The sequence below is a fragment of the Burkholderia seminalis genome (assembly GCF_001718535.1).
In the GTDB taxonomy this organism is placed as follows: Bacteria; Pseudomonadota; Gammaproteobacteria; order Burkholderiales; family Burkholderiaceae; genus Burkholderia; species Burkholderia seminalis.
Window position 1 is genome coordinate 526,733 of the sequence record NZ_CP013400.1, and the last position, 11,768, is coordinate 538,500.

13 protein-coding genes are annotated in these 11,768 nt (G+C 68.8%); 8 read left to right on the forward strand and 5 right to left on the reverse strand.

Going from position 1 to position 11,768, the window contains the following annotated elements:
* Nucleotides 1-5 precede the first annotated feature (5 nt).
* A complete protein-coding gene (locus tag WJ12_RS23070; protein ID WP_059559659.1) occupies nucleotides 6-863 on the forward strand; it encodes an ABC transporter ATP-binding protein in 858 nt (285 codons plus the stop codon).
* A complete protein-coding gene (locus WJ12_RS23075) occupies nucleotides 860-1,624 on the forward strand; it encodes an ABC transporter ATP-binding protein (RefSeq protein WP_059559657.1) in 765 nt (254 codons plus the stop codon). Before WJ12_RS23070 ends, WJ12_RS23075 begins: the two co-directional genes overlap by 4 nt.
* A 16-nt stretch (nucleotides 1,625-1,640) precedes the next feature.
* Here the strand turns inward: WJ12_RS23075 and WJ12_RS23080 are convergent, their stop codons facing one another.
* Entirely contained in the window at nucleotides 1,641-2,360 is a 720-nt protein-coding gene (locus WJ12_RS23080) for a DinB family protein (RefSeq protein WP_226103877.1), read from the reverse strand.
* On the opposite strand from WJ12_RS23080, the gene WJ12_RS23085 reads away from it, so the two are divergent.
* Both WJ12_RS23085 and WJ12_RS23090 read left to right on the forward strand, forming a co-directional pair.
* Complete coding sequence (locus WJ12_RS23085; RefSeq protein ID WP_226103878.1) at nucleotides 2,344-2,916, forward strand: TetR/AcrR family transcriptional regulator; 573 nt, start codon at nucleotides 2,344-2,346, stop codon at nucleotides 2,914-2,916. The two genes, WJ12_RS23080 and WJ12_RS23085, sit on opposite strands and share 17 nt — an antisense overlap.
* Before the next feature lie 84 nt (nucleotides 2,917-3,000).
* Entirely contained in the window at nucleotides 3,001-3,447 is a 447-nt protein-coding gene (locus WJ12_RS23090) for a hypothetical protein (RefSeq protein ID WP_059559648.1), read from the forward strand.
* A 37-nt stretch (nucleotides 3,448-3,484) separates the two neighbouring features.
* Here WJ12_RS23090 and WJ12_RS23095 read toward each other — a convergent pair whose 3' ends face one another.
* Together WJ12_RS23095 and WJ12_RS23100 are read right to left on the reverse strand one after the other, a co-directional pair.
* Nucleotides 3,485-4,906: a sensor histidine kinase gene (locus tag WJ12_RS23095; RefSeq protein ID WP_034188332.1), complete on the reverse strand. Its 1,422-nt coding sequence runs from the start codon at nucleotides 4,904-4,906 to the stop codon at nucleotides 3,485-3,487.
* A complete protein-coding gene (locus WJ12_RS23100) occupies nucleotides 4,893-5,558 on the reverse strand; it encodes a response regulator transcription factor (protein WP_034188331.1) in 666 nt (221 codons plus the stop codon). Before WJ12_RS23100 ends, WJ12_RS23095 begins: the two co-directional genes overlap by 14 nt.
* Before the next feature lie 236 nt (nucleotides 5,559-5,794).
* On the opposite strand from WJ12_RS23100, the gene WJ12_RS23105 reads away from it, so the two are divergent.
* From WJ12_RS23105 to WJ12_RS23115, 3 genes are all read left to right on the forward strand, one after another.
* Complete coding sequence (locus WJ12_RS23105) at nucleotides 5,795-6,811, forward strand: ABC transporter substrate-binding protein (protein WP_059560072.1); 1,017 nt, start codon at nucleotides 5,795-5,797, stop codon at nucleotides 6,809-6,811.
* Nucleotides 6,812-6,908: 97 nt separating this feature from the next.
* Nucleotides 6,909-8,219 carry an MFS transporter gene (locus WJ12_RS23110; RefSeq protein ID WP_049035680.1) on the forward strand — a complete coding sequence of 437 codons (1,311 nt, stop codon included), beginning with the start codon at nucleotides 6,909-6,911 and terminating at the stop codon, nucleotides 8,217-8,219.
* The gene (locus WJ12_RS23115; RefSeq protein ID WP_226103879.1) at nucleotides 8,177-8,494 is read left to right on the forward strand and encodes a type II toxin-antitoxin system RelE/ParE family toxin; all 318 of its coding nucleotides are present in this window, start codon (nucleotides 8,177-8,179) and stop codon (nucleotides 8,492-8,494) included. Before WJ12_RS23110 ends, WJ12_RS23115 begins: the two co-directional genes overlap by 43 nt.
* A 37-nt stretch (nucleotides 8,495-8,531) precedes the next feature.
* On the opposite strand, the gene WJ12_RS23120 is transcribed toward WJ12_RS23115, so the two are convergent.
* Together WJ12_RS23120 and WJ12_RS23125 are read right to left on the reverse strand one after the other, a co-directional pair.
* The gene (locus tag WJ12_RS23120) at nucleotides 8,532-10,325 is read right to left on the reverse strand and encodes a sensor histidine kinase (RefSeq protein ID WP_059559646.1); all 1,794 of its coding nucleotides are present in this window, start codon (nucleotides 10,323-10,325) and stop codon (nucleotides 8,532-8,534) included.
* The gene (locus tag WJ12_RS23125; RefSeq protein ID WP_049031728.1) at nucleotides 10,322-10,975 is read right to left on the reverse strand and encodes a response regulator; all 654 of its coding nucleotides are present in this window, start codon (nucleotides 10,973-10,975) and stop codon (nucleotides 10,322-10,324) included. The genes WJ12_RS23120 and WJ12_RS23125 overlap by 4 nt, the downstream gene beginning before the upstream one ends.
* 322 nt (nucleotides 10,976-11,297) lie before the next feature.
* On the opposite strand from WJ12_RS23125, the gene WJ12_RS23130 reads away from it, so the two are divergent.
* The gene (locus WJ12_RS23130) at nucleotides 11,298-11,750 is read left to right on the forward strand and encodes a hypothetical protein (protein WP_059559643.1); all 453 of its coding nucleotides are present in this window, start codon (nucleotides 11,298-11,300) and stop codon (nucleotides 11,748-11,750) included.
* The last annotated feature ends 18 nt before the right edge of the window (nucleotides 11,751-11,768 follow it).

Consider the following 11,768-nt stretch of genomic DNA (forward strand, 5'->3'; position numbering starts at 1 on the left):
ATGCGATGACGACCACTCGACCCTTGCTCGACGTGCAGGGATTGACGCGCCGCTTCGACGGCGTGACCGCGCTCGACGGCGCGAGCCTGACGCTGGCCGACGGTGAGCTGCTGAGCGTGATCGGGCCGAACGGCGCGGGCAAGTCGACGCTGTTCAACCTGATCGCGGGGGCCGACCGGCCCGACGCGGGCCGCGTGACGTTCGACGGCCGCGACATCACGGGCACGGCGCCCGAACGGCTCGCGGCGCTCGGCATCGCGCGCACGTTCCAGCACGGCCGCGTGTTCGGCAACCTGAGCGTGCTCGACAACGTGCTGATCGGCGCGCATGCGCGGCTGCGCGCGGCGCGGCCGGGCTGGCCCGCGCTCGGTGCGGCCGCCGAGGTGCTGCGCGCGCTCGTGCGGCCGGCGTCGGTGCGGCGCGAGGAAGCCGCGCTGCGCGACGAGGCGCGCGCGATCGTCGCCGGGTTCGGCGAACGGCTCACGCCGCGCATCGATCATCCGGCGCACAGCCTGTCGTACGCGAACCGGCGGCGCGTCGAGATCGGCCGCGCGCTCGCGCTGCATCCGCGCCTGCTGCTGCTCGACGAACCGACGGCCGGCATGAACGAGACGGAGACGGCCGAGATGCTGCAGCTGATCCAGTCGCTGAAGGCGCGCGGGCTGACGATCCTGCTGATCGAGCACAAGCTCGAACTCGTGATGCGCGTGTCCGACCGCGTGATGGTGCTCGACAACGGCGTGAAGATCGCCGAGGGCGTGCCGCGCGACGTGCGGCACGATCCGCGCGTGATCGAAGCCTATCTCGGCCGCCGCCATGCGGGCGGCGCACCGGCCGATCGCACCGCCCGGGCGGCCGCATGACCCTGCCTTCTTTCGGACCCGATACGACGATGACCGACGCGCTGCTGAAACTCGAACACCTCGACACGTTCTACGGGCCGGTGCAGGTGCATTTCGACGTGAACTTCGAAGTCGGCCGCGGGCAGATCGTCAGCCTGCTCGGCGGCAACGCGAGCGGCAAGTCGACGACGATGAAGCTGATCCTCGGCCTGATGCGGCCGAAGCGCGGCGTCGTGCGTTTCGACGGCGCCGACGTGACGGCGCTCGCGACGCCGCAGCGCGTGCGGCGCGGGATCGCGGCCGTGCCCGAGGCGCGGCGGCTGTTCGGCGACATGAGCGTGCGCGAGAACCTGCTGATGGGCGCGTACACGCGCGGCGATCGCGCGGCCGTGGCCGACGACTACGAACGCGTGCTCGACCTGTTTCCGCGCGTGCGCGAACGCTTGACGCAGCGCGCCGGCACGCTGTCGGGCGGCGAGCAGCAGATGCTCGCGATGGCGCGTGCGCTGATGGCGCGGCCGAAGCTGATCTGCATGGACGAGCCGACGATGGGGCTGTCGCCGCTTTACGTCGACAAGGTGCTCGAACTGATCGACGCGATCAACCGGCAGGGCGTGACGGTGTTCATGGTCGAGCAGAACGCGAGCCTGGCGCTGGAGATCGCGCATTACGGGTACGTGCTGCAGACGGGGCGCGTCGTGCTCGAAGGGCCGGCGAAGGCGCTGCTCGACGACGAGCGCGTGCGCGATGCGTATCTGGGCGGCGACGCGGTGGCGGCGTAGCGGGCCTGGCGCCCGCCTATCGCACTGCGGGTGCCGGATTCGCCGCTTCGGTTTTTCCCTGAAGCCTGCGCGCGGGTTCCGTCCGGTGCAGGTGAACGGCATAGGTGTCCCACGGCAGTTCGATGGCTCGCCCCGAGCGTGCCGCCGCCTGGCTCATCAGGCGTCCGGCTTCGCCGCGATGATAGCCGCCGTGCGTGACGACATGGGTCAGCATCTCTTCGCGAGTCATGTATCCGCTGTCGCCGTCGGTGAACGTGAACGGAATCGATTCGGACAGCATTCCGGGCGTGGCGGCGTCGGCATAGTCGAGATACCAGCGATCGAGCGACGCGAAGGCCGCACGCAGTGCGTCGGGCTCCGGCGTGTCGGGTGTGTTGTCGGACACGAAGCCATGGCGCTCGCCGGTCAGATGCGCGGCGAAGATCCGGTTGACGACGAGGCAATGGTTCATCAGGCGCAGCGCGAGATGGCGCGCTTCGGCGTGTTGCCCCGCGTCGAGCCCGGCGATGGCCGCCAGCATGTCGTCATTCGCCCATGCCTGGTAGCGCAGCATGCGGGACAGGAGTGCGTTCGCGCTCATGGTCGTTTCCTCGTGGGTTTCACCTAATATGTGAGCTTCGGCACCATTATTTTCGGTCGGAGTCCGCATGTCCACTCGCGTTTCCAATACCGCCGCCGCGATGCGGAAAGCCCCGCGCCAGGCGCGTTCGCGTGCGACCGTGGACGTGATCGTCACGGCCGGGGCTCGCGTTCTCGATACGCACGGGTGGGCCGGATTCACGACCAACGAAGTCGCGGAGGTTGCCGGCGTCAGTATCGGTTCCGTGTACCAGTACTTCCCGAACAAGCTCGCCTTGGTCGATGCGATCCGGCGCCGGCATTTCGACGACGTGCTGGCCGTGCTGCAACGCGCGCATGACCGTCGGGCAAGCGCCGGGCGTCTCGTCGAAGGCTTGATCGGCGACCTGATCGCCGCGCACCGCGATCACCCGTCGCTGCACCGGGCGCTGCTCGATCTACCCGATCCGGGGGGCGCGAAGGACGCGTACGACGCGTTCCAGAAGGCATACTTGCGCCGCTATGCGCTGATCGTTGCCGCCTGTCGCGGGCGTGCGCCCGTCAAGGCCGATGCCATGACGGCGCAGGTGCTGTCTTCCGCGCTCGAAGGCATCGTGCACAATGCGGCCCGGCGCGGGCTGCTGGACGATCCGAAACTGAAGCGCGAACTCGTCAGGCTGGCGCGCGGCTACCTGGAGGATCCGCGCGATCGCGCGGCAAAGGCGCATACGTGAGCCGCGGCGAAAATCATGACGGACACCGAAACTCAGGTAGATTGATGCTTTCCTGATCTCGAACGCCACGGGGGCTACCGCGCCATGTTGACTTATTCGATTCAGAAGGTCGGCTACGATTACAAGCAACTGGATCCGCAGGGCGCGACGGATTACGCGTCGTTCACGCATGCCTTCGACGCGTTCCCGTGGGCGGCGCAGCATGCCGAGTGGGACGAGACGCAGGAAGGCCCGTTGCCGGCGCTCGTGCTGCAGCATGCCGACGATCAGAGGGCGTTGTGGGTGACCGCGTTGAGCGACGCGCGTTCAGGCGGCTTCCAGCTGAATGTCGTCTCCATGCGGATCAAGAAGGGGCTCTTCGGGATCGGGAAGGGGACGCTGGAGCAGCATGTCGATACGATCGACGTCGATACGCGTGCGGATGTCGATACGCTGTGCCGGTTGTTCTGCGATCGCCAGTACGACGAGCTGGATCGACGGGTAGCGCGGCATGCGGAGCGCAACCGGTTGGACGACGACAACGACGACTGAGCGTCTGCCGCGCGCGGCACGGCACTGATCCGACGGCTTATGCTTCTTCCGCGCCGGTTCCGGCTGCCCGCGGAAACGTCAGCACCACCGCGAATCCGCCCGCATCGGGAAACGCGAACCCCACGCGCCCGCCGTGCGCCTTCATCACTTCCTGCACGATCGCGAGCCCGAGCCCTGACCCCGTGCGCCGCTCGCTGCCGTCCGGCGCGATCCGCACGAACGGTTGCAGCGCCGCATCCCAGTGCTCGCGCGGTATCCCGCGGCCGTTGTCGGTCACGGTCAGCGTGACCGCGCCGTCAACGTTGCCCGTCGTCGCGACCGATACGACGATGTCGTCCGCGTGACCGTGCAGCAGCGCATTGTGCAGCACGTTCGACAGCGCTTCCTGCAGGCTGATCGCGTCGCCGTCGATCCGCGCCAGCGGCGCGTCGCTCGCGAACGCAACGGCGACATCGCGTTCGCCCGCGAGCGGAATCGTGCGGCCGAGCACTTCCTTCGCGAGCGCGACGAGGTCGACGGGCTGCAGCGGCACGGCTTCGGTGCGATGAATCACCATCGCATGATTGAGCAACTGGCCGGTGAGCCGGCCGACGTCCGAGGAGGTCGCGCGCAGCGCATCGAGCCGCGCCGCGCGGCGCGCGGGATCGGATTCGCCGTCGAGCAGCTCGATCTGCGCGTCGAGCCGCGCCAGCGGCGTGCGCATTTGATGCGCGGCGTCGGCGATGAAGCGCTGCATCGCGTTGATCCGTTCGGCGAGACGGTGCATCAACCCGTTGATCGAGCCGATGATCGCGTCGATCTCGCTCGGCGTGTCGACGGCCACCGGCCGCAGGTCGGCCGGGTCGCGCGCGGCGATGATCGTGCCGATCTGCGCGAGCGGGCGCAGGCCGCGCCGGATCGCGAGGCCGCTCGCGCCGATCGCGAGCACGCTCATCAGCAGGATCAGCGTCCATACCTTGATGCTCATGTCGTTCGTCAGCTGCTGGCGCGCGTTGGTTGTCTGCGCAACGGTCACGAGCGCCCAGCCCGGCGTGTTTTCCTCGGGCATGTAGCGCGCGATCGTCGCGGTGCGGATGCGGTGCCCCTGGTAGACGGCATTCGCGAACGCGGGGCCCTGTTTCGCGGCCGCGAGCGTCGCGGGGCTCGCGAGATCGTTATAGCCGGCCACGACGACGCCGCGCGAATCGACGACCTTGTAGTAGACGAGGTCGTAGCGCGACAGCGTCGACAGCGCGCCCACCGGCGGATTCAGCGCGAGCACGCCGCCCTGCACGTAGAGGTTTTCCGCGACCTGGATCGATGCGCCCGCCAGCAACTGGTCGTATGCCCGCTCGGCCGCGACGCCCGCGTAATAGCGCGCGATCGCCGCGAGCGCGAGCGCGCCGGTCGCGACGACGAGCGCGATGAACAGCAGCGTGCGCCCGAACAGCGTCTTCGGGAACCAGTCAGTGCGCCGCAATCTGATACCCCATCCCGCGCGCGGTGCGGATCTCGACCGAGCTGCCCTGCAGCTTCTTGCGCACACGCGTCACGTACTGCTCGACCGCGTTCGTGGTCGGCTCGTTGCCGAAGCTGAACAGCTGGTTCAGCAGTTCGTCCTTCGAGAAGATGCGCTGCGGGCGGCTCGCGAGGATTTCGAGCAGCGCGAACTCCTGCCGCGACAGCGACAGTGGCTGGCCGTCGAGTTCGGCGAGGCGGCTGCTGCGGTCGATCACGAGGCCGCCGAGCGTCAGCACGTCGTTCGCGTGGCCGCTGTTGCGGCGCAGGAGCGCCTGCACGCGTGCGTCGAGCTCGCGGTAGTCGAACGGCTTCACGAGGTAGTCGTCGGCGCCGAGGCCGAGGCCGCTCACGCGGTCGTCGATCGCCGAGCGCGCGGTGACGAGCAGCACGGGCGTCGTGCTGCCCGACGCGCGCAGGTGGCGCAATACCGTGAAGCCGTCCATGCCGGGCAGGTTCGCGTCGAGCACGACGAGGTCGAAACGCTCGACGCGCAACAGCCCGTGCGCGGTCGCGCCGTCGGTTTCGAGATCGACCGCGTGGCCGAGCCGCGCCAGGCGGTTGCGGATCGCCGCGCCGATTTCGGCATCGTCCTCCACGACGAGAATGCGCATGGTGCCGTTTTGCAGGTAAGTGGATAGGGTTTTCCCGGGGCCGGGATGTCAGCATTTTCTCAGACTCGGTCGATAACCTGTGTCGAGCCGGAAGCAGCAGGCAAGGACGGCATTAATACCAGAAATATTCAAGGAGACGGCAACATGCAGCATGTCACGGGCGCGACGAACGCGCGACGCGGCGCGACGGCGGCCTTCGCGCGGCCGTGTGCCGCCCGTCGCGGGGCGGCGTGCGCATGACGATGTCGCCACGCCGCCGCGCATTGATCGCCGCCGGACTCGGCGTGCTCGCCGCACCGTCGCTCGTGCGGGCGAAACCGCGCACGGTGCGGATCTCCAAGGGCTATGGCGTGCTGTACCTGCCGCTGCTCGTGATGGAGAAGCAGCGGCTGTTCGAGCGGCACGCGGCACGCCACGGCGTGCGCGACGTCGCGGTCGACTGGGTGCTGCTCGACGGCGGCAATTCCGTCAACGACGCGATGATGGCCGGCACGCTCGATTTCGCGGGCGCCGGCGCGCCGGGTTTCATCGAACTGTGGGCGCGGGCGCGCGGCATTCCGAACGTCGAGGTGATCGGCATCAGCGGGCTGTCGACCACGTCGCTGTCGCTGAACGCGAACCGCCCGGGCCTGGCGTCGCTGCGCGACTTCGCGCCGTCCGACCGGATCGCGGTGCCGGGCATTCGCACGTCGCTGTCGGCCGTCGTGCTGCAGATGGTCGCGAGCCGGCAACTCGGCCCGCGGCATTTCGCGCAGCTCGATTCGATTACCGTGAACCTGCCGCATCCGCAGGCGATGCAGGCGCTGATCCGCCGCGAGAACGGCGTCACCGCGCACTTCACGTCGCCGCCGTTCTCGACGCTCGAGTTGCGGCAGCCGGGTATTCATCGCGTCGTGAGTTCGGTCGACGTGCTCGGCCCGCTGACGCTCGACGTCGTGTTCGCGCCGAAGCGGCTCGTCGATGCGGAACCCGCGCTCGCCGTCGCGTTTCTCGGCGCGCTCGACGAAGCGAACCGCCTGATCGCGCAGGACCCGCGCGCGGCGGCCGCGCTGTATGCGGCGTCGTCGGGCGTCGGCGTGTCGCACGACGACGTGATGCGCATGCTGGCCGCGCCCGACACGCGCTTCTCGGTGCTGCCGAACCAGCTGATGGACTACGTCGAATTCCTGTACCTGGCCGGCACGATCAAGGCGAAGCCGCGCGCGTGGCACGAGATGTTCGCGCCGATGCTCGACGATTACCGGTCGGGCTGATCGCCCCCCGTTCAACGAGACATCCGGTGCCCGCGCGACGGCTGCGCGCGGGCATCGGTTCAACCGATACGCAACCGATTCACGCAAGGAGCATGAAGTGACCGCTACCGACACCCTGGACCCCGCGTCCGCCGAAGAACAGCGCATCATGTCGAAGGTGGCGCGGCGCCTGCTGCCCATCCTCGTCGTGATGTTCCTGATCGCGTTCATCGACCGGCAGAACGTCGGTTTCGCGAAACTGCAGATGGTGCACAGCCTCGGGATGACGGAGGCCGCGTTCGGGCTCGCGTCGTCTCTGTTCTTCATCGGCTACCTGCTGTTCGAGGTGCCGAGCACGCTCGCGCTGCATCGCTACGGCGCGCGCGTGTGGCTCGCGCGGATCATGCTGACGTGGGGCCTCATCACGGTGCTGATGGGCTTCACGACGTCGATGCCCGCGTTCTGCTCGCTGCGCTTCCTGCTCGGCATCGCCGAGGCCGGCTTCTACCCGGGCGTGATCTATTACCTGACGCTGTGGTTCCCGCAGAGCTACCGCGCGAAGGTGCTCGGCATCTTCACGCTCGGCAGCGCGCTCGCGAACATGCTCGGCTCGCTGGTCGGCGGCGTGCTGCTGAGCCTGAACGGCGTGTGGGGCCTCGCGGGCTGGCAATGGGTGTTCGTGGCGACGGGCATTCCGGCCGTGGTCGTCGCGATCGTCGTGTTCCGCGTGCTGCCGGCGTCGTTCCGCGAAGCGCCGTTCCTCGACGAGCGCGAGAAGCAGATCGTCGCGGCCGCGCTGGAGCGCGAGAAGCCGGCGCAGGCCGAGCACGGCCAGCCGTGGAAGGCGCTGCTCGATCCGCGCGTGATGCTGTTCGCGGCGACTTACATGCTGATGTCGACGTCGCTGTACGGCGTCACGTACTGGCTGCCGACGCTCGTGAAATCGTTCGGCGTGTCGAGCAGCACGAACGGCTTCCTGAGCATGCTGCCGTGGGCGCTCGCGGTGCTGCTGCTGCTGTGGCTGCCGGCGAAGCTGCGTCGCGCGAAGAGCATCCTGCGCACGATCGCGATCGTCGCGGCGCTCGGCGCGCTCGGCTTCCTGCTGAGCCTCGTGCTGCCGTCGACGCCGCTGCGCTTCGTGGCGCTCGTGCTGGGCGGCGCGTGCATCCCGCTGCTGTATCCGTGCTTCTGGTCGATGCCGCCGCGTTATTTCACCGGCGCGCGGGCGGCGGCGAGCGTCGCGGCGATCAACTCGATCGGCAACCTCGGCGGCTTCTTCAGCCAGAACCTGATGCCGTTCGCGGGCAAGGTGACGGGCACCGCGTTCGGGCCGATGATCGTGCCGATCGTGTGCCTCGCGCTGCTCGGCATCGGCGCGCTGGTCGCATGGACGCGATCGGAGCGGGGGATGGTGGCGGCGCGGGTGTGACCGGCGGGCGGATTGCGGCTCCAGATACGTTTCGAACCCTGCTCGAACGTGATGTGGATGTGGCGGCGCGCGCCGCGGACGCGATCGGGCAAGGTGTTGCCGTGCTGCGCCTGTTTCCGTTCACATGCCGCAAGATCGAGAATGGAAATCCGTTTTTGCGCGAGCTGATCGTGTCCTTCGGCGCGTCGGGTTTTGTCCTGCTGTTCGAGATTGAAGTGGCCGAACAAGTTACGATTCTCGCGGTGCGACATCAACGGGAAGAGGATTACCACTGACGCGTGATCGATGCGGCGGCCGGCATCGCCGCCTCGGTCAGCGATCGGGCCGAGAACCCCCATTCCCGCCATGCGCGACCGCGACGGGCGCGTGCGTCAGCGGAATCTCGACGTCGACCGTCGTGCCTTCGCCGAGCGTCGTCGCGATCCGCAGCGTGCCGCCGACCAGATACGCGCGCTCGCGCAATCCCACCAGCCCGAACGAACCCGACTTGCGCGGCACGCCGGGATCGAATCCCGCGCCGTCGTCGCGAATCGTCAGCGCGAGCGTATCGCCGCCGTGCACGAGTTCGACGTCCGCATGCGACGCGGCCGCATGCCGCGCGACGTTCGCGAGCGCTTCCTGCGCGATGCGGAACACGGCCGTCGCGTACGGCTCGTCGAGTTGCAGCTCGGGCGGCTCGACGCGCAGCGAGCACGCAATCCCGTGACGGTGCCGGAAATCTTCCACGAGCCATTGCATCGCCGCGGCGAAACCGAGGTCATCCAGCATCAGCGGGCGCAGGTCCGACGCGATGCGCCGCGTCGCGGCCACCGCGCCGCGCGCGAGCGCATGCATCGCCGCGATCTTGCGCGCGAGCAACGCGTCGTCCTGCGGCACGCGGTCGATCAGCCATTCGAGATCGTTCTTCAGCGTCGCGAGCGTCTGCGCGAGTTCGTCGTGCAGCTCGCGCGCGATGCGGCGCTGCTCGGCTTCGCGCGCGCTGGCGCTGATCGCGGCGATCTCGCGCAGTTCCTCGCGTGACGTCTGCAGCGCCCGCTCCGCGCGCACGCGCTCCTCGACTTCGCGCCGCAGGTCGCGGTTCGACGCGCTCAGTTGCGCGGTGCGCGCGGCGACGCGCTGTTCGAGCCGTTCGTTCGCGTCGTTCAACTGCGCGCTCTTCTGCACCACGAGCAGATGCTGGTAGCGCGCGCCGGCCAGCGCGCGCACGGTCTGCGCATGCAGCCGGCCGTTCTCGAACAGCATCGCGAACAGCACGACGCCGGACGCGACGAGGCCGTACGCGCGCCCCGCGTAGAAGCCGAGATCGTAGCGCCCGTGATTGAGCATCGACGACAGCGCGATATCGAACAGCCACGCGACGAGTACCGTCATCACCCACAGGTCGAGCACGGAATGGCGGCGCCGCTGCCGCCACATCAGCATCAGCGCGACCAGGTTCAGCCCCCAGACGATCGTGATCGCGTTCGTCATCGTCGCGGCCATCCGGTTGCCGTTCATGATGCGCGGCAGCAGGTCGTGGCCGGCGGTCGCGAGCAGCGCGAGCGCGACCGTCGCGGCGGCCGCCGACGCGAGGCAGAACCCCACCGGAATCGCCGCCCGGCGCTGCGGGCTCGCGATCGGGCGGGCGCGCGGCGTCGCGCGCAGCAGCGCATACGCGGAAACGGCCAGCGGAAACCCGCCGTGCCAGAACAGGTACAGCCACGCGGTCGTCTGGTCGCCGCCGCCGAGCAGGCCGTGCGGTGCGAACAGCCCGGGGAAGGTCAGCATGTGCGTGCCGGCCATGAAGCCCGTGAACAGGTAGCCGCCCGCGAGCACGAGCAGCGGTTTCTGGCGCAGGATCGCGTACTGGCCGAGCAGCAGGCCGGCCGTCACCATGTCGTTGACGACGATCGCCGACTGGTACACGGGAATGAACGCCGAGCCCGGCGCGAGCGGCATGCCCGCGAACGGCGCGAGCGCGGCGAAGATCACGGCCGACACGAGCACGGTCGCGAGCGCGAAGCGCCGTTCGCGCCGGCCCGGCGGCAGCGACGACATGAACAGGCGCGACGTGTCCGGATCGTCGTCTTGCGTCGGCGCGGGCGGGAACCGGGACGCGGCCGTCATGCGTCGTCGGCGCCGGCGCCAGGATCGAGATCGTGGCGTACCGCGTAGCGGACCAGCGCCGCGTCGTGCGGCAATTCCATTTTCTCGAGGATCCGGGTCTTGTACGTGCTGACCGTCTTCGTGCTCAGCCCGAGCTCGGACGCGATCTGCGTGACGGTCTGGCCGGCGACGATGCGGCGCATCACGTCGAGCTCGCGGGCGGACAGCCGCTCGTGCGGCAACGTCCGGGCCGGCGCGCGCAGCGTGCGCGCGAGGCTTTCGGCCGCGGACGGGCTCACGTAGACGCCGCCGGCCGCGACCTTGCCGACGGCCTCGACGAGTTCGGCGGTCGCGCTGTCCTTCGTCAGGTAGCCGGTGGCGCCGGCCTTGAACGCGCGCGCGGCGTACTGCGCCTCGGCATGCATCGTCAGCACGAGCGTGCGCAGCGACGGCGCGTGACTCTTGACCATCCGGATCAGCTCGATGCCGGTCGGCGCGGGCATCGACAGGTCGAGCAGCAGCACGTCGGCGGCCGCGTGTTCGGCCAGCGCGAGCGTGGCCGAGCCGTCGCTTGCCTCGCCGACGATCTCGAAACCGCCGGCCATTTCCAGGATGTAACGCAGTCCGTCCCGCATGACTGCGTGATCGTCAGCCAGAATTACCCTGATCATCTAGCGGCCCTCTTCGGGATGACGCCGCGAACTGCATGTCTGGTTATCGACGCGGCCGTTCTTCTGACCAATATATTCCGCCGAATTCGAAAACGGTACTCATTCGGGAAATTTTCGAGATGGCTGATCGACGAATGTGTACTGAAGCGAAATAATCGACCGGAAAGGGCACGACGTGTCGTGCGCGGCGGTCAGGGTATTCCCGGGTGACTGCCGTACCCGGGCCGGACCGGCGACGCGCTGCCCGGACCGTGCGTCGAGCCGCCGCGATTCGGGACTAAACTGGTGCCCGATGCCAATCCACCTACAGGGGAGCCCCGCGATGATCGATCTTGCCGATATCCTGCCGTCCGCATTGCCCGCCGCGGTCGCATGGGCCGAAGCGGAAGCGGCGCGCGGGATCGCGCAGGGGGCGCCGCTGACGCCGGCGCAGGCGGACGACGCACGCGCGGTGGGCGTTGCCCGGCCGGAACGGATCCGCGTGGTGACCGTCGATCGCATGCCGTTCCCCGAGACGCCGTCGCTGGCCGCGATCGCCCGCGACACGGGGCTGCTGTCGCCGGGGACGATCGGCCTGACGCTCGGCCATGCGGTGTACGTGCTGCGCGGGCAGGACACGCGCCGCCTGCTGACCCACGAATTCCGTCACGTGCATCAGTACGAGGCCGCCGGTTCGATCGGCGCATTTCTTGCGCGCTATCTGCAGGAAATCGCGACGGTCGGCTATCACGACGCGCCGCTCGAGGTCGATGCGCGGCAGCACGAGTTCGATTGACCGTTCACGCCGGCGCGA